Genomic DNA, 20,396 nt, shown 5'->3' with positions numbered 1-20,396 from the left:
CCTGCGTTTCCTTTGCACCAGAAAAGGAGTGGATGAAATGAATTTGAAAGCAAATTGTCCCCAGAAGCAGTTATGGCATGGCTAGATGGCTGCTGGGGCTGACTCTGGCGGTGGATTTGGCGCTGATGGTAATTCTGTGCCAGCCCATCACTGCCCCCATTGTGTATGAGCAGACGGTGAAAGAGGAAGTTGCCGTGGTGGAGCAGGAACAGAAAGAGCCAGGTATTCATCAAGACCTGAGAGAAGCCATGGAGGCGTACAACCTCCAGCTGTCCCAGGATCAGTCCGGCCCGGACAGCGTGGACAGCTATGAAGCACCGGGGTTGAACTTAGAGGACTACGGAATGGAAGCCGATGATGCCGTAGGTTATGTAGAAATCCCCGCTATGGACGTCACCTTACCCCTCTATCTGGGAGCCTCCAGAGCGCACATGAACGATGGAGCGACGGTGCTGGGTCAGACCAGTATGCCCATTGGAGGCATCTCCACCAACTGCGTCATTGCCGCCCACCGGGGCTGGAATGGCAAGGCCATGTTCCGGGATGTGGAGCTGCTTCAGGAGGGGGACTTGGTGTACCTCACAAACCTCTGGGAAACCCTGACCTATCAGGTGACGGGAATCTCCATCATCTGGCCCGACGAAGTGGAGGCTGTGGACATTCAGCCGGGCCAAGACATGGTGACCTTGCTCACCTGCCACCCCTATATTGTGGGCACCCATCGGTATCTGGTGTACTGCCAGCGGGTGGAGGACGAGGCCCCCATCCAGCCAACTACCACGACCACACCCGATGAGAATCAGGCACAGGCGGAGGTCTCCCAACCTGCCATTCACACGGAAAAACACCTGCAGGTATTCGCACTAGGGCTGAGCATTTGTACCGCTGTGGTGCTGATTTACAGCATGATAACCACCAACCCAACAAAAAACCGAAAGACAGGTGATAAGAAGAAATGATAAAAGCAGTACTGAGCAACAGCAGCCACCCGGAATTTGGTGTTGTTAGCATCCCCCTTCCCATTCCCAAAGAGCAGTATGACAGCTGTGTAGAGTTGCTGGAGTCGCTGGAAATTGGGGTTGCCTCCAACCGAGACTGCCATTTGGACGAGCTTCACAGCCCATGGCCAGTGCTGGATCGTCTGGAGGGCGCTCAGGTAAATCTGGACGAGCTGGACTATCTGGCTAAGCGGCTGGATGGCTTCGGTGATGACGAGGTAGCCCAGTTCCAGGCCATGGCTGAGAAACTGGGTCTCACTAGCCTGAAAGACTTGATCAACCTATCCTTCTGCTGTCAGCAGGCCACCGTCATCACGGACTTCTCTGATTTGGAATCCGTGGGCCGCAGCCACTATATGAACCTCAACGGCGGCTGTGCCAGCCTGGAAGAACTGGAGAATGTAGATGGTGTGGAATCTGCCCTCCTTTTGATTGAGGGAAATCAAGGCGTGGTCACCCCCTACGGTGTGGTCTACGACAACGGGATGCAGCTGGAGCAGATCTACGATGGCAAGCACTTCCCCTTTTATCTCTACGATGACGCAGTGCTGTCCCTGGGTCTGATCTCCAAGGGACAGCCGGAAAACACCAAGAAAGCCACTTGGCTCTACCTTCCCGCCACAAGGAAACAGCTGGAACGTGGAATGCTTCGCTCTGGCATCCAAGACCCGGAGGATATGTGCTTTCAAGTAGGAAACAGCGAATTCCCTATGGAGGTGGATGTAGCACTGGATTTCAAACAGGAAAGCATCTTCGACCTCAACGACCTGGCATGGGCTGTGGCCAGACTTGACCGGGATAACCTTCAAAAGCTGGGGGCTGTGGTAGCCTTGGCTGAGCCAGAGAATGCCAGCCAGATCCGCTGTCTGGCCGAGAATCTGGATTTGTTCCAGTTTGCCCCCGGCGCCCATACCCCTGCAGAGTACGGAACATTCATGATCCAGCAGTCCGGCCACTTTGAGTATGACCCCAATCTGGACGAGTTCTATGACTACGAGAAGTACGGCCTGCAGCACATGAATCAAGAGACCGGTGCATTTACCGACCGGGGATATGTGGCCTACCACGGCACGGTGAGCCTGGAGGTGCTGATGATGGAAGAAACACACCAAGAAGAACAAACTTTTCAGATGGGAGGAATGTAAGTGTCAGTTCCAAAGGAATGGCTGAATTTCCTGCGAGAGCAATTCCCCGCAGGAACCAGAATTAAACTCAGAGAGATGAAAGACCCCTATACCCAGCTGGAGCCGGGCAGCATCGGCACCCTGGACTACATCGACGATATCGGCCAGTTCCACATGAAGTGGGACAACGGCAGTGGCCTTGCCCTGATCATTGGAGAGGACAGCTTCTCCGTGATTCCACCGGAACTCACCACCCTGAAGCTGTATATGCCTCTGACAGCAGACCTGTACACTCGCAACGAGTACGGCGACATAGAGGAGGACTGTACCCAGCTGGATGGCAAAATGCTGCGTGGCTATGAAAGTGACATTTTCAGCGCCCTGATCAAATACCGTATGCCGGAAGAAACGGAGCGTGGGCTGATGCACTGGTACAGCGAAGATGACAGCGTCAACCGGAAAGTCCAGTCCGCTGTGTTCACGGTCGAGGATCGAAACGGCCAACTCTGGGGTGTTGCGGAATGCCGTGTTGCAGGGGCCCTTACCCCGGTGGAACTGTCCAACCTGAAGGAGTATATCTCTGGGCAGGCATCGGACGGCTGGGGCGAAGGATTTGAGCAGCGAGATATCTGCATTGGCGACGACGAGCTGTATGTCCATCTGTGGAGCTTCGACGATTGGAGTATCCAGACGGAGGAGGAGCGCTTCTCCCCCAAATTGGCAGAGGGACTGCCGGAGATGTGCTACTCCACCCTGCCCACTACGGGCCAGCTGATTTGCATCAAACGAGGTGAAACCGGCTACCATCCCTCCGAGTGGGACACCGGCGACAAAGAGCGGAATGTGGAGCTGGCCGACCAGCTCAACGAGCACCTTGGCGTAGATATGTGGCAGAGACAGGCCATGGAGGTGGGCAGTCTCTGCGGCTGGGATGTCCCCGGCGCAGACCCTGCCAAGTATCAGGAAGACTACGTGCAAACCGGGGCCCCCACCGAAGCCCAGCGCAGCGGGTTTGGTGGGGAAAGGAGTTCCGGCGAAATAAGTGAGCCTTGTCCCCAGGACGAGGCGAAGGATATGGAGCACGGAACGACACTGGGAGGGATGACCCTTGGATAATGCGTTCTGCATTGCGCTCTACGGGAAACATAATCAGCACAGCTGCCTGGAGCTTCCGGCTACCTACTATCAGCTCCAGGATGCCATGGATAAGCTCCAAATGGCACCCGGTGAAAAACCGGACCTGGAACTGCTCCATCCGGGAGCCTTTCCCTTTCTCCATGACCATCTGAGCTCGGACTGTGACCTCTACCAGCTCAACACCCTGCTAACCAGGCTGGAGGGGCTGAGTGACATGGAAAAGGCCGCTTTCGAAGGACTGGTCCAGATGGAAGCCGCCAAGGACTATGGTCCCATCCCCCTCTCCACCCTGCTGGATCTGGCCTACAGCACAGACTGCTGTCATGTGGTCAACGCCACAACGGATGAGCAGTTGGGCAGATTCTATGCCGAGAACGATTTTATCCCTGCACTTGAAAAAGTTCCCGACTCCATCTTTGAGTATCTGGACTTTGAAATGCTCGGCAGAAAATCCCGATTTGAGGAGGGCGGCGTCTTCGTCAGCCATGGCTATGTGACCCAGCACACAGACCTTAAGCAAGTACATGACAGCCTGGACGTAATTCCTAAGCCTCCCTCCTACGCTATTCGCCTGCTGGTGGCCAGAGGTTTCAATCAACAGGAACCCAGGGTTACTCTGGAACTCCCCGCCACACAGAGCCAGCTGTCCCGTGTTCTGGAGGAGCTGGGCGAATCTGCTTCCTGGGACCAGGTGGTCTTCTGGACCGAGGACAGCGCCATTCCCGATCTGCTGGAGAACCTGGAGTGCAACGACATCCAGGATCTGAATCAGCTGGCAGAGACCATCAAATGCCTGGAGTGGTCTGGACAGCTCACCAAACTCAAAGCAGTTATCCTTGCCACCGACTGCCACGAGGTCGTCGCCGCCGCTCACATTGCGGAAAATCTGGACGACTACCTGCTCCAGCCCGACCAGCGCAGTCCCAAGGAGGTGGCACTCCAGAAGCTGCATACCATCTTGGATAAGCAAACCCTTTCCATGCTGCAAGAGCACGTCAATCTCAATGCCTATGGCAGAGACATCCTGGCAAATACCAACGCAGTCCTGACTCCCTATGGACTGGTGCAGCGAGAAGATAGCAATGAACTGCTCCACGCCCAAGAACACCCATCTGAGAGCACTGGAATGGAGATGATGTAGTGTATGCTCAACAGTCTGAACTCTTCGACTTACTGCACGGTTTTGAAATGACCAGCTCACAGCACGACTGGCTGGAACGCCGATTTGAAAACATGACGGTCAAAGAAACCGTGCTGTTTCGTGGAGCTATGCAGATCGAGCGGCCGCAGATGACTTCCGATGTGGTACTCATCGTCAATCAGCTGGATCACTACGACCTGTTCTACGGCGCTGGGGATGATACTCAGCTGGGCAAGTTTATCATGGAACAGGTCCACCCCTCCTCCTCGCAGGCCCGTGCGTTTCTCGACCCGGAAAAAGTGGGTGCAGCTTACCGTCAGAAGGGCAGGAACATCTTCTGCGATGGACACTTCATCCAAGTCACCTCTCCCATCACTCTGTTCCCGGATGGCGACCCGTCGCTGAACCAGGACAAAGGTGACTATGGCATTCGGGTCAAGCTGGCCAGCCGCTCCCATATGAACGGTGTATGGGTTGGATTCCCGGACACCGGCGAGTATATGGACGCCACTCACCCGGACGAACTTCTTCTGGCAATGGACGCACTGGAGGTGGACTCCTTGGCCGAGTGCATTGCCGTGGACGTGGACTGCTGTCTCCCCCAGCTGACGGACATCCCTTCCCAGTACGCCAGCGCCGGGGAGCTTGTCCGCCATGCCATCGACTTCGGCTACGCCTGGGCAGAACAGGGTCAGGGCGAGCGCCACTGGCTGGACAAGTTACAGGCAGTCATGGAACTGGAGGACTGCCACCGTCTGGATCACGCCCTGGACCTGGCACAAAACCTCCACTGCTATCACTTCATGCCCCGTGGCATGGATTTTGCGGACTACGGCAAAACACTGGCAAAGCAGGACGGCATCTACCCCAAGGACGAACTGCTGGCCTCCTGCTTTGATGCGGAGGGCTATGCCAATCAGAGGATGAAGAACATGGACCTGACCGCCACGGAATTCGGCTTCGTATCCTGGAACGGCATTGAGCCGGTCTATGAGTACAGTCAGCCGGATATGGAGGAAACCATGTCCATACAATAAGGAAAATCAAACAGCGTATGCGCTACAGGGGCCGTACCCGAACGGGACACGGCTCCTGCTTTTTGTTGCTTCTTGTTCGGGTATGGCCCCGGAAAGGAACAATGATGCGAGAACAACAGGTATTGGCCTATCTGAAGGCCGTGTGCAAAGGCAGAAAAAACATCCAGAAAAGCCGCCAGATCCAACTGGCACTTCACATCAGCGGCAACGAACTGCGTAAACAGGTCCACCGTCTGCGGCAAAAGGGACACCCCATCGCCAGCAGCCAAGACGGTTACTTCTACGCCGAGACTGCCGGAGAGGTCTACTCCACCATTGGCCAGTTGAGGGCCATGGAGTACGGCCTGAAATTGGCCATCGAGGGTCTGGAGCAAGCTTTGGACTCCTTTGGCGGTGACGCCGATTGAAGAGTTTTATCCCATGGGTGGGCGGCAAAGCCAAGCTGCTCTGGCTGATCCATCGCCTGGCTCCCCCACATTTTTCCCGGTTTATCGACGTGTTTGGTGGCAGTGGCACCGTAACCCTCAATCGTCCCATTCAGCAAGGATGTATGGAGGTTTACAACGACTTCAACAGCGACCTGACCAACCTCTTCTGCTGCGTCAAGAACCGAACTATGGCTCTGCTTCTGGAGCTGGGCTTTCTGCCCCTGAACACCCGAGATGATTTCAATGTGCTGTACAAATTCTTCTCCAAGGAAGAATTCACCGACGATTATCTCACCCAGGAGATGGAGCTGACCCAGCGATATTTGGAGCCGCCTGATGGAGAGGCCATCCGCAGAATGATGCTGGAGAGGGCTCCTCGTGGAGACGTCCGCCGGGCCGCAGACTACTTCAAACTCATCCGATACAGCTTCAGCGGCGGGGCCAAGTCCTTTGCTGGAAAAACCTGCGACATCCGCCGCTTTTTTCATCTGGTCTGGGAATGCTCCCGCAGGTTGGCGGAGGTCATCATCGAAAACAAGGACTGCGTGGAGATTGTGCGCCAGTACGACCGGAAGGATACGTTTTTCTATTGCGATCCGCCCTATTACGAGGCAGAGGGCTGCTATGAGGTGGCCTTCCCCAAGGAAGATCACCAGCGGCTCCACGATGCCCTGCTGAATTGCGAAGGGTACGTCATGGTGTCCTACAACTACTGTCCCTATATCGTGGAGCTGTATCAGGAGTTTTACATCTTCTACACCACACGACCCAACAGCATGTCCCAGAAGGCAGGCAGCGAGTACGAGGAAATCGTCATCACCAACTACGACCCCCGCCGCTACAACACCGCAAGGAATTGGCAACTGAGTATGTTCCATCTGTCCCCCACCGACGAGTACGAGGGACGTTATACCCTGATCCATGAACCAAATCAAAATACTTAACGATATGGAGGAATGAACATGACATTTATCAACTACACCAACGACGGCAAAGCCGTCATCCAGTCCGCCGCCCTGATTCTGAGCGGCCTGGAGCGAGAGGAAACCTTGGAGCTGCACACCCTGGAAAACGCCATTGTCCTGCTCAAGCCGGAGATGAAACCTGTGGAGAAAGCCGCCGCTATGATGACGCTGATGCGGCTGGCCAACAGCCTGTGGGCGGATATGATGGCTGCGTGGGAAAGCCAGGAGAAGGATGAGGAGAAGTGCGAGGGCTGCCACGGGTGTGACGAGGATATGCTTCCCATCCCCGCAGAGGCCTTTGCAGATGCAGGCATTCTCTTTGACAACCTCCGGGTGTTCAGCGTAGACGGCGCTGTCCTGGTGGTGTCCGATGACCACAAAGCCAAGTGGCACGAGGCGTTGACCAAAATGGTCACGGAGTGTGAAAAGGCCCATGACTAACGATTACGATTACCTCTACCTTAACTCCCTCTCCGAAGCTAAGCGTCAAGACGAGATTGCGCTTTGGCGAGCAAGCCACATAAAAAATGTCGCCTGCAAGCAGGCCATCGAGGAGGCCATCCGCAAGGGCTTTGATGGAATGTACCTGGACGCTAACTGCGCCCAGAGCGTCATCGACAGCCTCGGTTTTAAGCGTGTGGGATGGGTGTTATCTTCCACCCTACAACAAAAGCAGTATGATGGGCGGTTCAGCCCTCAAAACAAAACATGGGCTACATCCACTTTTATTCCCCCCTGTAACCGCAATTATGAGTTTGCGGTGGAAAGTCACCCCGCTGTGCTGGACGGCTTCGTTAACGCTTTCCGGGAGGCACAGGCAGAGCTAAAACTGTTCGACGGCTCCCACTGCGATGATATGACCGGACAAGCGCTGGAAGGCACGGTGCTGGTCATGAGTCCCTTCACCCTGAAGGAATCCTACTGGGCTCCGGAAAACCAGCTCTGGCTGGCGACTGGAGGCTTTGGATGCAACCCCACCGTCTCCGGCCGAGCGGTATATGCCACCTGTCTTGGCGACGGAGAGCAGGCCAGATGGAATCGCAGCGACTTCATCGGCATTCTCCGGGAGGAGAATCTGCCCGACTGGGCTAGAGAGCGTCTGGAGCAGCTGCAGCAGAAATCTCTCCCCGTTCCCGACATGAGCCATCCATCCATGTAAAGAAAGGAGATCAGACACCATGGCAACACCTAAGAATATGCAGCAGGACATTCCCACACCTCAGGTGGAAGCACGAATCGACCGTCTGGTAGATGGGGACTTTAAAACCAAAGCCTATGCCAGTGCTACCATCGCTGGTGCCTTTGCTGTCCACGGCATCCGTATTATCGAGTCCGACAAAGGACGGTTCGTCTCCATGCCCCAGGAATCCTACCAAAAACACGGTCAGACCAAGTACAACGACACCTTCCATGCCATCACCGCCGAAGCTCGGTCTGCGCTGGTGGAGGCGGTCAATACCGCTTATGAGCAAAAGCTCCGGGAGCAGCAGGAGCAGAACTCCCGGCCGGCCATGAGCCAGCAGATGTAATGGTTCACCTGAGTCCTTTTTTCAGTGGGCCTCCACCCCCTGATGTTCCAGAGCATCATCCGGGCCCGCAATATACCATGACGGCAACACCAGAATGGTATATCGCCACGTTTTTCGGTTGCCCCGTCAGGGGCGAGAAGAACGGCAATTAAAATCCCCGTATCATAGCCGTAAAGCGGCTATGATACCCTATATTTTTGTAACTGGAGGTAATCTATGCGTAAATGGAACTACAAACGCTTTGCTCTCTTACTGGTGGTGGCGCTGGCCATGACCTCCCTGATGGCAGGCACAGCCTTGGCCGCTGGCAGCGGAGATGTAGCTGGAGCCGTGGAGAGCACCTGGACCACCGCATCCACCCAAATCAAGACTGTGGTCAACAACGTGGTCTTCCCTGCCATCGATCTGATCCTCGCCGTGTTTTTCTTTGTCAAAGTGGGTACCGCATACTTTGATTATCGGAAAACCGGGCAGTTTGAGTGGACGGCACCCGCTATTTTGTTTGCCTGTCTGGTGTTTACCCTCACCGCCCCCCTGTACATCTGGGGCATCGTTGGCATCTAACACCCAGCAAACCATGTAATTGATTGACACAAAAGGCCGTACCAGCTGCGGGATCTTTGTGTTATGCGGTTGGTACGGCCTCATTCTGAAAGAGGTGAACCAACCATTGTTTATTTGGGATTTTGTAGCTGATACTGTCCTGAGCCAGATCATTGATTGGATCTACAGTCAGATTATGGGCTTTCTGGGCAACTTCTTTGCCGAGATGGGCAACATGGGCGTGGAGCTGTTCACCATGAACTGGGTACAGAGTATTGTACTGTTTTTCTCCTATCTGGCCTGGGCGCTCTATGGCACAGGCCTTGTGGTGGCCTGTTTTGAATGCGGCATTGAGTATTCCTCCGGCAGAGGAAACCTGAAAGAGACCGCCCTCAATGCCATAAAGGGCTTTATGGCAGTCGGTCTCTTCACGGTGGTACCCGTGCGGCTCTATGAACTCTCCGTCACGTTGCAGGGCAGTCTCACCGCCGGAATCACTGGATACGGAACCTCCATTGGCCAAGTGGCCACGGAGATCATCGACACTCTCGGCGATGTGGAGTCCCTGACCGAAATGACATCCGGCTCCTACTTCGGCTTTACTTCCATCACCAGCCCCATCATGCTCCTGTTCTGCATCATTCTCATGGCCTATGCCGTCATTAAGGTGTTTTTTGCAAACCTGAAGCGAGGCGGTATCCTGCTCATCCAAATCGCCGTGGGCAGCCTGTATATGTTCAGCGTCCCCCGCGGCTATACCGACGGCTTCATCCAATGGTGCAAGCAGATCATTGGACTCTGCCTCACCGCCTTCCTGCAAGCCACCATCCTCATTGCAGGACTGATGGTATTCAAAGACAATGCCCTTCTGGGTCTGGGCCTGATGTTGTCCGCAGGGGAAATTCCACGCATCGCCGGAACCTTCGGCCTGGACACCACAACCAGAGCCAACATCATGTCTGCGGTCTATACAGCCCAGGCTGCGGTCAATACCACCAGGACGGTGGTCCAGGCGGTGGCCAAATGAAGGCACTTACCCTTGGCAGTTTATTTGATGGGATCGGCGGATTTCCTTTGGCCGCTGTCCATAACGGGATCATTCCTGTATGGGCCAGTGAAATCGAAGCCTTTCCCATAGAGGTGACCAAGCACCGATTCCCCGACATGATCCATGTGGGGGATATTACAAAGCTCCACGGTGCCGAGCTGCCGCCAGTAGATATCATTTGCGGAGGCTCACCCTGCCAGGATTTGTCCGTGGCAGGAAAGCGTGCCGGTCTCTCCGGCGCACGTTCCGGTTTATTTATGGAGCAAATCAGAATCGTAAAGGAGATGAGAAATGCAGAAAAGCAGCGACACCCAGCAGATCTCCATGTTCGACCTCGATTCTTGTTGTGGGAAAACGTTCCCGGAGCCTTCTCCAGCGGCACCCCAAAAGGCGAGGACTTCCGCATCGTCCTCGAAGAGATCGTCCGCATTAAAGTCTGTGATGTTTCAGTCCCTCGACCTGACACCGGGCGCTGGGAATCTGCTGGGCGAATCATATTGGGAACTGATTTCTCCCTGGCGTGGCGATGCCTTGACGCTCAATACTGGGGTGTCCCCCAGAGAAGAAAAAGAATCTTCCTTGTCGCAGATTTTGCAGGTCAATCCGCCCAGCAAATATTATTTGACCAGGAAAGCCTGCCTGGGTATTCTCCGCCGAGCTTTTGAACGAGGGAAAGGACTCCCACCACCGCTCAAGAGAGCGTTAGAGATCCAGTCGGGAGTTATCCCCCCGGACAGAAGTGGCACCGAACTAAAAGCATATCACATCAACCAGCGAGATGAGGGTATCGATCTCCACGGAGTGTCTGGTGCTCTCATGGCTACCAGTAATATGCAGATGCAAACCTTCGTCACCCAGCCAAGCCAAAAAAATACGGAGGGTTTGGACGAGTACCAGAACACTTTCACCAATAATGTGTCCACCGATCAAAATGGCCTGCTCCGGCCAATAGCATTTGCGGCCAATCAGAGAGATGAAATTCGGGATCTCCACGACGTGGCGGGAGCATTGGGAGCGCAACCGGGGATGAAGCAGCAGACCTTTATTGCCGGTTTCTCCGCTGGAGCCGGAGCATCAGCTGGAGGCATCGGCTATGGCGAAGAACTCGCCCCCACGCTGAAGGGCAGCGCCGGCGGCAACTGTATGCCGTCGGTTTTATGCCTCAACGACCAGGGTGGCAATGTCCTGGGGTGTAGCACGGATGTGACAGGCACACTCCGGGCCCAGGAACATGGGCACCAGCCTCTGGTCTATGAGAACCACGGCATCGACTCCCGCTACACCGGCCCCCATGCGGTGGCCCCCACCATGTCCGCCAGATACGGTACTGGTGGCAACAATGTGCCATTGGTGGAGCAGGAACCCGTATTCTGTATCACCGGCAATGCCATAGACCGTCAGCCCCAAAACGGTGGGAATGGCATTGGTTATCAGGAGGACATTGCCTACACACTCACCGCAACGGACCATCATGCGGTATTCAGTAGACAGCGAGTGGACGTATTCAAAGACGGGGCAGTTGTCAGCACCCAAAGTGCCCGTCAGCACAAGGATGCTACGGATCTGGTGCTAGATGATGATACACACCGACTCAGACTCATCCGCCGCCTGACCCCTCTGGAATGCGAGCGGCTCCAAGGCTTCCCCGACGGCTGGACAGCGATCCCCGGCGCTTCAGACTCCGCACGATATAAAGCGTTGGGCAACAGCGTGGCTATCCCATGCGTGGACTATGTCCTCTATGGTATTTCGCTGGTGCTTCTGGCAAGTTAAACCCGCTTTGTTGCTTCTGCCTGGTTTACGATAGCTTCCTTGTTGGAATGTGTGAATAGCTTTCCCTGCTCGGTTCCGGTATGCTTTGCTTGCAAAATCACAGAAAGGAGTACATCCCATGGGAGACAAGAAAAATCTCTGCGCCATGATTCCCGTAGAGCTGCACGCCAAGGTCATGGCAGAGAAAGAGCAACTTGCACTGGGAACCCTGGCTGAATGTGTAGAAATGATTCTCACTCAACACTTTGAAGGAGGTACCGTCACCATGGCAGCAACCAAAACCCTGGCCTTTCAAATCCCCGAGGAACTGGACCGGCGGCTGAAAAACTTCATCGCCGCCGAAAAGCAGCGGGGAAGAAAAATCAGCCAGAAGGAGTTCGTCATCGGGCTCATCGAACAGGCACTGGCTGAGTACGAGGCACAAATCCTGACCCAACCTACAACCGAAGCATAATCCACTGAACTGGCCGCCGGGAAAACCCGGCGGCTTTTCTCTTGGAGGTGAACAATCTGTACATCTATCCCGATAACCTGACCGCCAAAGCAACCCTGTGGCTCTGGGAACTCCGGGACGTGAGTGTCATCGGTGTGGGCCTTCTGCTCTCTGTCCTGGCGCTCACCCAGACCGGCATCTTCGTCCCCCTGGTGCTGACGGCAGTTTATACCTTCCTCAGCATCCGATTCGATGGCACCAGCATTCTGGACTTCATCCAGTATGCGGTTGCCTTTCTGTTTACCAAACGGCAATTCTACGAATGGAGAAAGTAATATGAATCATAACCCCACCAACAGAATTCTGGCTCCATGCGCCCATAAGCAGGTCCAGCGGTCCGACTCCTTAAAGCTCTGGTGGAGCCAAAAGCGAAACCGTTGGGAGTGCGATGATGTCTACTTCTGGCAGGACCCAAAAACCAACTGGAGCTGTCGGAGCGAGAACGGCACCTATTACTACGGTTTCCGCAGCCTGCAGGCTCTGCTGAAAAGCTATATGGCTGGTAAGCTGGGAGAGAAATATGGCTGCACCGGCATCAAGAATGTCCGGGCAAACTATCACTTCACCCAGCAACCCAAGACGTTGGTCTGTCACGTCACCCTGTGCTGCACCTACCTAGTCCCGCCAAACGTTACGGAGGAATTCGAATGAACCGAAAGAAAAAAGTAAAGTCAGCCCAGTCCACCCAGCAGCTGATGGGAATTGACAGCCTCAAGGACTACTGTATCTCTACCCACATGGGCGATCTGGTGTTCTTCATCATCAAGCCCACCAACATCAGCGTCCTGCCAGACACCAGCATCACCGCAAGGATCTATGCTCTGCTCCATGTGATGAAAGGGCTGGCCGAGGTGGAAATGCTGGCGCTCAACTCCAAGGAGTCCTTTGAGTACAACAAAAACTTCTACCAGGAGCGCATGGAGCAGGAGGAGCTTCCCGCCATTGGCAAGCTTCTGGCCCAAGACAGCCAGCACCTGGATCGCATCCAGGTGTTGATGGCCTCCAGCCGGGAGTTTTATATCGTCGTTCGGCTGCGGGAAGATCAAGGATCAGATGTCTTTCCCTATCTCTCCCGCATCGAGCAGAGCATCAACGACAACGGCTTCACCACCCGCCGGGCCACCCAGCAGGATCTCAAGCGGATGCTTGGTGTCTACTTCGAGCAAAACGTAACCACAGAAGACTTCGAGGACTTCGACGGGGACCGCTGGGTCACAACCAAAGAATAAGGAGGTATCCATCATGGCAAGAAAACCGAAAAAGTCCGCTGCCCAAATTGGCGAGGAGGCCAGCACCAAGTCCTTTCTGGACATGATTGCCCCCTCTGTGGTCAGCTTCCTGCCCGACCACTTCATCTGTGGCAACACCTACCGTTGTGTCTGGGCACTCCGGGAATATCCCACCAGCACCGACGAGCAGGCCATTCTCCGTCATCTGGGCAAGAAGGACGGCATCACTCTGCACATCTATACCAGGCAGGTCACTGCCGCCGAAGAAAAACGCATCATCCAGAATGCCACCAACAAGAACCGCCTGAGCAGCTCCAACACCAGCAATCTGCAGGAGACCATCACTGCGGAGAGCAACCTGCAGGATGTGGCCACCCTGGTGGCTTCCATGCACCGCAACCGGGAACCTCTCCTCCACTGTGCCGTGTACCTGGAGTTGGTGGCCCCAGATTACAATGCACTCAAACTACTCCAGACCGATGTGCTCACCGAGCTGGTTCGAAGCAAGCTGAACGTGGACAAGCTCCTGCTCCGTCAGCAGCAGGGCTTCCGCTGTGTGGGGCCCAGTGGTTACAACGTCTTCGGAGTCCAGTTTGAACGGGTGCTGCCAGCCAGTTCCGTGGCCAACCTGTACCCTTTCAACTACTCCGGCAAGCTGGACCCCAAGGGCTTCTACATCGGCAAAGACAAATACGGCAGCAACATTCTGGTGGACTTCGATCAGCGAGACGAAGACAAAACCTCCGCCAACATCCTGATCCTGGGCAACTCCGGCCAGGGCAAGTCCTATCTCATGAAGCTGCTCATCCTCAATCTGCTGGAGTCTGGCAAATCTGTCATCTCCCTGGATGCCGAACATGAGCAACAGGAGATGTGCGAGGCGGTGGGTGGCTGCTTTGCCGACCTCATGGCCGGACACTACCTCATCAATGTCCTGGAACCCAAGTGCTGGGACAACCAGCGTGCCGCTGGAGGCAATTCGCACACGGACATGGTCAGGACCGCAAACCTTCCCGCCTGCGACGACAGTGGATGCGTACCCAAAGCCTTTTTGGGCGATACCATGCTGGCTCAGCACATCTCCTTCCTGAAAGACTTCTTCCGAGCCTACAAGGAGTTCAGCGATGCCCACATCGACACCATCGAAATCATGCTCTCCAAGCTGTACCAGAAGTTCGGCATCACCGAGGACACCAACTTTACGCAGATGCACCCGGAAGACTACCCCATCCTCTCCGACCTCTACGATCTGATGGAGGAGGAGTTTCACAACTATGATACCAGCCGCCATCCTCTCTACACCGAGAATCTTCTGCAGGAGGTGCTGCTGGGGCTGCACTCCATGTGCAAGGGCGCCGATGCCCAGTTCTTCAACGGACACACGAACATTACCTCCAGCCGCTTCCTGGTCTTTGGTGTGAAGGGGATGCTCAGTGCGGCGAGAAATGTCCGCAATGCCATGCTCTTCAATGTGTTGTCCTATATGTCTGACAAGCTCCTCACCGAGGGAAATACCGTGGCCGCCCTGGACGAGCTGTATATCTGGCTGTCCAATCCCACTGCCATCGAGTACATCCGCAACTGTCTCAAGCGGGTGCGCAAAAAGGAGTCCGCCATGCTACTGGCCAGTCAGAACCTGGAGGACTTCGACCAAGAGGGCATCCGGGAGATGACCAAGCCCTTGTTCAGCATCCCGCCCCATCAGTTTCTCTTCAACACAGGCTCCATCGACAAGCGCTCCTACATGGATATGCTCCAACTGGAGGAAGCCGAGTACAATCTCATCAAGTTTCCCCAGCGGGGTGTCTGCCTGTACAAGTGCGGCAACGAGCGATACCTGTTGGAAGTCCATGCCCCGGCCTACAAGGAGAAGCTCTTTGGATCGGCAGGTGGTCGCTGATGGCAATCCCTGCGGCAATCGCCAAAGCCGCCGCCACGCTGCTCACCAACGAGAAAACTCGAAAAGGGTTTGGCTGGGTGCTGGTTGCAGTCTTCTCCCCTGTCATTCTTTTGATCGCCCTGCTCTGCTCCATTGGCTCGGGCGGTGCCGAACATAACAATGCCTCAGTGGAAGCGTGCTTCTACGGCAGCACACTCTCTGCTGAAGTCCCTGCGGAGTTTCGCAACTCCATTGAGGAGATGCGTTCCGCCTTCTCCCTTCTGGATTCAGCGGTGGCCTCTGCCAATGAGCAGACGGAGAGCGGCAACGGCCTTGACCCATTGCGAGTCAAGGCCGTTTTTTATGCTCTCTGCTTTGGTGAGGATGCTCCGTCCCAAAGCGAAGCGGACAGCTTCGTGGCATGCTTCTACACCACAGAAACCCGAACCCGCACCGTGGAGATAGAGCAAGAGGACGGCATCGTCACCACCGAGGAGGAGACCTACACCGTCAACGTGCCCCTTTCTCTCTACCAGGCATACACCCATCTGGAAGCTCATCTGGGCAGAGACATCACAGAGGATGACAGAAACAACATCAACCACGTCTACACCTCGGTGGCTGGAACTGCTGGCGGTGGCAGCTACAACGGTGAGTATCTCCGTGGGGATGGAACCAGCATCGAGCTGGACATCTCCACCTTCACCGATCCCTCCACCAAGAATGCCGCAGACCTGGCTCTCTATGCCATTCACGCCTGGGAGTCCGGCTGGGGCTATGTGTGGGGAACCTACGGCAATGTCCTCACCGATTCCCTCTTCGCCTACAAGCAGGAACAGTACCCCGACGGTGTCGGTACCTACGCAGACTTCATTCGTTCCAACTGGCTGGGCGGTCGGACCACCGACTGCGTGGGTCTGATCAAAGGCTACGGCTGGCTCGACCCGGAGACACTGACCATCGGCTATGCCACCAACGGTATGCCCGATCTGGGCGCCAACCAAATGTTCTACTCCGCCTCCGTGTCTGGTCCCATCGATACCATGCCGGACACACCTGGTCTGGCAGTCTGGCAGAACGGACACATCGGTGTGTACATTGGCGACGGTTATGTCATCGAAGCCATGAACACTCAATGCGGTGTGGTGAAGACCCAGCTGGAAGGCAGAGGATGGACACACTGGCTGGAGATTCCCTATATCAACTATAACTGAGAAAGGAAGTGCCCATGAAGCAAGTGAACCTGACCATCACCTTCGATTTGGCTGTGCCTGCACCCCTTGACTGGTTATCGGGATACCGATATAATCGGAGGTGGGTGATGCATATGACAATCCAACAAGTCCTGCGGGAAAAGGGTCTCTCCCGCTACCAGCTCTCCAAGCGCAGCGGGGTTCCATGGGCCACGCTGGCGGACATCTGCTCGGGCAAAACGTCGCTGACGCGGTGCAATGCCGGGACGCTGAGCAAGCTTGCCGCCACGCTGGACATCCCCATGGAGCAGCTCCTGACCATGACTGTAGAGCAAAGGCAGGCCCCGGACGGGAAGCCAAACGATCGCTCCTACCTGGAAAAGGAACTGCCGGCCAGCCTGCAAAAGGCCCTGGATGAATATATCCAGGGAGAGAAAGACCATGTGTCCTACATGGACTGCCTGTGGGGAGAGCTGTATGGCGCCATCAACTCCAACCAGTGGAGCAACGCCATCACACAGGAGCAGGCGGACTACCTGAGAGCAAAATATCTGTAATGGGGAGGAACGACACGTGATCGATTTTACCAACTGCCCTGTCAACCGTTTCCGTGCCTATGGCGGTGCGAACGGAAATAAGATCAATATCTCCTATGCGGGCTCCAGTTATATGCTGAAGTTTCCTCCACGCCCCAGCCGGAACAAAGAAATGAGTTACACCAACGGATGCATCAGCGAATATGTGGCCTGTCACATTTTCGAGATGCTGGGCTTCCGGGTACAGGATACTCTGCTGGGTAATTACACAGATCGTCGGGGCAAAAGCAAGCTGGTAGTTGCCTGCCGTGATTTTACAGAGGGCGGAAAGCGGCTGATTGAGTTCGCCCAACTGAAGAACACCTGTATCGACAGTGAGCAGAATGGCTACGGCAAGGAGCTGTCATCGATTCTGCAAGCTATCGATGAGCAAACATTATATCCAGCAGATGAACTTCGGGAATTTTTCTGGGATATGTTTATTGCGGATGCGCTCCTCGGAAACTTTGACCGGCATAACGGCAACTGGGGCCTGCTGGTAAATGAGGAGGAGCAAAGCGCGGAGATTGCGCCGGTCTATGACTGCGGTTCCTGTCTCTATCCGCAGTTGGATCTGCCCCTCATGGCCGAGGTACTGAAGTCACAGGAAGAAATTGATCGGCGAATCTATGTGTTCCCCGCATCTTCCATTGAAGAAAACGGTGTGAAAATTCCGTACTTCGATTTCATCTCTTCCCTTCGCTATCCGGAGTGCAACAATGCACTCAGACGAATCACCGCACGAATCGATCTGGACAGGATACAGAGGTTCCTGGATGGAATCCCGGAGCTCCAACCGCTCCAGCGGGAGTTCTACCTCACCATGCTGACAGAGCGTAAGGAAAAGATAGTGGACTACAGCATGAACCTCCTGATGCAGCAGGAGCAACAGTCGAGGAACCCCGAGTTGACAATGTGACCAGCTAGAATGCAGAGGTATCGCATCTCATAGATGCGGTCCCCTTTTCCATTCCGCTGATCATCTTGTCGGTAAACTCTGCTGGAGGAAGCGCCCATCCAGATGGATGAGCTATTCTGCCCAGGATACAAATCCAAACTGATCTTACCCCTGTGTAGGCCGGAGCGAACGCTCCGGCCTTTCTCATTCCGGAGAACAGACTGTGTTTGTCTCATCCAACTCGACCCGGAACCCTCCACCATCGGCTATGCCCCACTGGCTGGAGATTGAATACATCAATTACGACTGAGAAAGGAAGTGCCAATGAAACAAGTAAACCTGACCATTTCCTTTGACGAGGAAAAACTCTCTGCCTTGAAACGCTACATGAGCAAGCGAGATCTGGAACTGGAGCGTGAGATGACGGATGCCCTGGTAAAACTCTACGAAAAGTCTGCCATCTTCCTCATTCTCCCCGAGGAAGACACCACCAAAAACTTTATGGCGGGACTAATGGTCCAGAACTTGAGCCGAGAGCTGTTTGCTGTGGCAGACGAAAATGGCGGCAAGCTGAAAAATCGGGTGGTGCTGTTCTGCGATGAGTTCGGCACCATGCCCCCCTTTGACATTCTGCCCCTCTTCTCTGCTGGCCGCTCCCGCCGTCTCACCCTGGTACCCATCATTCAATCCCTGGCACAGCTGGAGAAAAACTACGGCAAAGAGGGCTGCGAAATTATAGCCGACAACTGCCAGGACACCATTTTTGGCGGCTTTGCCCCCAACAGCCAGACCGCAGAAGTGCTGTCCAAAGCCCTGGGAAGCCGCACCGTACTGTCCGGCTCCGTGAGTCGTGGCAAGAACGACCCCAGTCAGAGTTTGCAGATGATGGAGCGTGCCCTGCTCACTCCTGACGAGCTGAAATCCATCCCCAAGGGCAGCTTCATTGTCATGAAAACCGGCACTCATCCCATGCAAACCCGCCTTCGACTCTTCCTGGATTGGGGCATCACATTTGGAGTGCCATACACCGTGCCGGAGCGAGCCAATCGAGAGGTGGCATATGCCAACCGTGTGGATCTGGCACAGAACCTCCCCCCATCCAACAAGTTCGTAGGGCAGGATGCAACCTGGAACCAAACTGCGGTCAAGAGGAAATCCAGCCGCACGAAAGCGTTTGGAGATGATGAGATATGAGTTACTTCGGAACCATTTATGCAGACACCGAGCTACCCTCCCGAGCCAAGACAGTTTATATGTACCTGCGGGATCGCTCCGATGCCGAGGGCAAGTGCTGGCCGGGTATCAACACCCTTGCTTCGGACATGAAGCTGTCCCGCTCCACGGTGAAGCGGGCGCTTCATGATTTGGAGCAGCACGGATATCTGGAGAAGACGCCTAGGCATCGAGCCAACGGCAGCAGTACCTCCAATCTATACACCATCCGATCAGGCCGCAAAAAGCGCAGCTCTCCACCAAGGGGGAGCTGCGCTCATCTGCTGGACCCAGGGGTGGTTCATGGTGGACCGCCCAGAAGAACTCATTCTAACTGAGTATTAGTTCAGAGGATGCATTTACACGGTACACGACTACGCATCAACCCATTTCAAGCTCACCGTTTGGGTGCATCCTGGTATTCTCTCACATGCAAAAGTTCCTCAGCGGCCTGAATTTCTTCTTCAGTTGGGACCCGGACACCATCCAAAGAATATGGGATGTTTAGGTTCTGCCATTTAAACGTACCCAAGGTGTGGTAAGGCAAAATTTCTACCCGTCGCACGGTAGGCAATGCCCTGATAAACGCATTCAGACGACGAAGGCCTTCGGTATCATCTGTCAGGCCGGGAACCAGTACATGGCGAATCCAAAGGGGAATTCCTTTTCTGGCAATGTATTGTGCCATTTCCAGAATATTCGTGTTGTCGTGACCGGTCAGGGCACGATGCTTTTGGTTGTCCACTTCCTTCAAATCCAAAATCACCAGGCTTGTATGCTCCAGCAGTGCATCGAACCGGGTCATCCAACGGGCATTGTCAGGAGAAAACGGCTGTCCGCTGGTGTCCAGTGCCGTGTGAATCCCTTTGTCATGGGCTAAACGGAACACATCGCTGACAAAGTCCATCTGCAAGAGAGGTTCACCTCCGCTGATGGTCAGGCCACCGTTGTTACGCCAGTAATTCCGATAACGGTATGCCGCATCAAAGGCTTCCTGGGGCGTTTTCCCATTGCTTTGGGTAAAGGTCCAGGTTTCAGGATTATGACAGTATTGGCAGCGCATAGCACATCCTTGCATAAAAATCACATATCGAACTCCAGGCCCATCCACCAAACCAAATGTTTCAACAGAATGGACATATCCAATCCGTTCATCTTGCGCAATAGTAGTCCACTCCTTCATATACATCGTTG

At 54.8% G+C, this 20,396-nt stretch carries 22 protein-coding genes and 3 pseudogenes; 24 read left to right on the top strand and 1 reads right to left on the bottom strand.

The features are described 5' to 3' along the window. The first annotated feature begins 77 nt into the window (after nucleotides 1-77). The 24 genes and pseudogenes from E0L15_RS01145 to E0L15_RS01030 all read left to right on the top strand — a co-directional run. Nucleotides 78-959, top strand: coding sequence for a class C sortase (locus E0L15_RS01145; protein WP_168124247.1), 882 nt, complete (start codon nucleotides 78-80; stop codon nucleotides 957-959). Then, on the top strand, nucleotides 956-2,143 hold the full coding sequence (locus E0L15_RS01140; RefSeq protein WP_168124246.1) for an antirestriction protein ArdA: 1,188 nt from the start codon (nucleotides 956-958) through the stop codon (nucleotides 2,141-2,143). Before E0L15_RS01145 ends, E0L15_RS01140 begins: the two co-directional genes overlap by 4 nt. Further along, nucleotides 2,144-3,238, top strand: coding sequence for a DUF4314 domain-containing protein (locus E0L15_RS01135; RefSeq protein WP_168124245.1), 1,095 nt, complete (start codon nucleotides 2,144-2,146; stop codon nucleotides 3,236-3,238). Next, entirely contained in the window at nucleotides 3,231-4,400 is a 1,170-nt protein-coding gene (locus E0L15_RS01130; protein ID WP_168124244.1) for an antirestriction protein ArdA, read from the top strand. The genes E0L15_RS01135 and E0L15_RS01130 overlap by 8 nt, the downstream gene beginning before the upstream one ends. 92 nt (nucleotides 4,401-4,492) lie before the next feature. Next, complete coding sequence (locus E0L15_RS01125) at nucleotides 4,493-5,437, top strand: hypothetical protein (RefSeq protein ID WP_243155337.1); 945 nt, start codon at nucleotides 4,493-4,495, stop codon at nucleotides 5,435-5,437. A 101-nt stretch (nucleotides 5,438-5,538) separates the two neighbouring features. Further along, a complete protein-coding gene (locus tag E0L15_RS01120) occupies nucleotides 5,539-5,844 on the top strand; it encodes a hypothetical protein (protein WP_168124242.1) in 306 nt (101 codons plus the stop codon). Beyond that, the gene (locus E0L15_RS01115) at nucleotides 5,841-6,809 is read left to right on the top strand and encodes a DNA adenine methylase (protein ID WP_168124241.1); all 969 of its coding nucleotides are present in this window, start codon (nucleotides 5,841-5,843) and stop codon (nucleotides 6,807-6,809) included. The genes E0L15_RS01120 and E0L15_RS01115 overlap by 4 nt, the downstream gene beginning before the upstream one ends. Nucleotides 6,810-6,827: 18 nt before the next feature. After that, nucleotides 6,828-7,271, top strand: coding sequence for a hypothetical protein (locus E0L15_RS01110; RefSeq protein ID WP_168124240.1), 444 nt, complete (start codon nucleotides 6,828-6,830; stop codon nucleotides 7,269-7,271). Beyond that, entirely contained in the window at nucleotides 7,264-7,989 is a 726-nt protein-coding gene (locus tag E0L15_RS01105) for a DUF3849 domain-containing protein (RefSeq protein WP_168124239.1), read from the top strand. The genes E0L15_RS01110 and E0L15_RS01105 overlap by 8 nt, the downstream gene beginning before the upstream one ends. Before the next feature lie 19 nt (nucleotides 7,990-8,008). Next, nucleotides 8,009-8,359: a SpoVG family protein gene (locus E0L15_RS01100; protein ID WP_243155336.1), complete on the top strand. Its 351-nt coding sequence runs from the start codon at nucleotides 8,009-8,011 to the stop codon at nucleotides 8,357-8,359. A gap of 216 nt (nucleotides 8,360-8,575) precedes the next feature. Next, nucleotides 8,576-8,923 carry a DUF3852 domain-containing protein gene (locus E0L15_RS01095; RefSeq protein WP_087389565.1) on the top strand — a complete coding sequence of 116 codons (348 nt, stop codon included), beginning with the start codon at nucleotides 8,576-8,578 and terminating at the stop codon, nucleotides 8,921-8,923. Nucleotides 8,924-9,029: 106 nt separating this feature from the next. Further along, on the top strand, nucleotides 9,030-9,929 hold the full coding sequence (locus E0L15_RS01090; protein ID WP_168124238.1) for a conjugal transfer protein TrbL family protein: 900 nt from the start codon (nucleotides 9,030-9,032) through the stop codon (nucleotides 9,927-9,929). Further along, nucleotides 9,926-10,306: pseudogene (locus E0L15_RS01085) on the top strand (DNA cytosine methyltransferase); the annotation flags it as partial. The gene E0L15_RS01090 and the pseudogene E0L15_RS01085, both read left to right, overlap by 4 nt. Beyond that, the gene (locus E0L15_RS01080) at nucleotides 10,242-11,723 is read left to right on the top strand and encodes a DNA cytosine methyltransferase (protein ID WP_347565958.1); all 1,482 of its coding nucleotides are present in this window, start codon (nucleotides 10,242-10,244) and stop codon (nucleotides 11,721-11,723) included. The pseudogene E0L15_RS01085 and the gene E0L15_RS01080, both read left to right, overlap by 65 nt. A gap of 118 nt (nucleotides 11,724-11,841) precedes the next feature. Beyond that, on the top strand, nucleotides 11,842-12,177 hold the full coding sequence (locus tag E0L15_RS01075) for a 4-oxalocrotonate tautomerase (protein ID WP_168124236.1): 336 nt from the start codon (nucleotides 11,842-11,844) through the stop codon (nucleotides 12,175-12,177). A gap of 56 nt (nucleotides 12,178-12,233) precedes the next feature. Further along, nucleotides 12,234-12,491 (top strand): hypothetical protein, encoded by a 258-nt coding sequence (locus E0L15_RS01070; protein WP_168124266.1) that lies wholly within the window; start codon nucleotides 12,234-12,236, stop codon nucleotides 12,489-12,491. A gap of 1 nt (nucleotide 12,492) precedes the next feature. Beyond that, entirely contained in the window at nucleotides 12,493-12,867 is a 375-nt protein-coding gene (locus E0L15_RS01065; protein WP_168124235.1) for a hypothetical protein, read from the top strand. Beyond that, entirely contained in the window at nucleotides 12,864-13,445 is a 582-nt protein-coding gene (locus E0L15_RS01060; protein WP_168124234.1) for a hypothetical protein, read from the top strand. Before E0L15_RS01065 ends, E0L15_RS01060 begins: the two co-directional genes overlap by 4 nt. 13 nt (nucleotides 13,446-13,458) lie before the next feature. Continuing rightward, nucleotides 13,459-15,345 carry a DUF87 domain-containing protein gene (locus E0L15_RS01055; RefSeq protein ID WP_168124233.1) on the top strand — a complete coding sequence of 629 codons (1,887 nt, stop codon included), beginning with the start codon at nucleotides 13,459-13,461 and terminating at the stop codon, nucleotides 15,343-15,345. Then, complete coding sequence (locus E0L15_RS01050) at nucleotides 15,345-16,538, top strand: hypothetical protein (protein ID WP_168124232.1); 1,194 nt, start codon at nucleotides 15,345-15,347, stop codon at nucleotides 16,536-16,538. Before E0L15_RS01055 ends, E0L15_RS01050 begins: the two co-directional genes overlap by 1 nt. A gap of 113 nt (nucleotides 16,539-16,651) precedes the next feature. Beyond that, nucleotides 16,652-17,074 (top strand): helix-turn-helix transcriptional regulator, encoded by a 423-nt coding sequence (locus tag E0L15_RS01045; protein WP_087390064.1) that lies wholly within the window; start codon nucleotides 16,652-16,654, stop codon nucleotides 17,072-17,074. 16 nt (nucleotides 17,075-17,090) lie between these two features. Then, complete coding sequence (locus tag E0L15_RS01040; RefSeq protein WP_168124231.1) at nucleotides 17,091-18,011, top strand: HipA domain-containing protein; 921 nt, start codon at nucleotides 17,091-17,093, stop codon at nucleotides 18,009-18,011. Between the two features lie 426 nt (nucleotides 18,012-18,437). Further along, nucleotides 18,438-19,184 (top strand): annotated as a pseudogene (locus tag E0L15_RS01035) (TraG/TraD/VirD4 family protein); the annotation flags it as partial. Continuing rightward, nucleotides 19,181-19,435: pseudogene (locus tag E0L15_RS01030) on the top strand (helix-turn-helix domain-containing protein); the annotation flags it as partial. The pseudogenes E0L15_RS01035 and E0L15_RS01030, both read left to right, overlap by 4 nt. A 164-nt stretch (nucleotides 19,436-19,599) precedes the next feature. Here the strand turns inward: E0L15_RS01030 and pflA are convergent. After that, entirely contained in the window at nucleotides 19,600-20,385 is a 786-nt protein-coding gene (gene pflA / locus E0L15_RS01025) for a pyruvate formate-lyase-activating protein (RefSeq protein WP_168124229.1), read from the bottom strand. Nucleotides 20,386-20,396 lie beyond the last annotated feature (11 nt).

Source organism: Pseudoflavonifractor sp. SW1122, from assembly GCF_012027765.1.
GTDB classification, from domain to species: domain Bacteria; phylum Bacillota; class Clostridia; order Oscillospirales; family Oscillospiraceae; genus Enterenecus; species Enterenecus faecium.
This window is presented reverse-complemented; position numbering and strand designations above follow the sequence as displayed.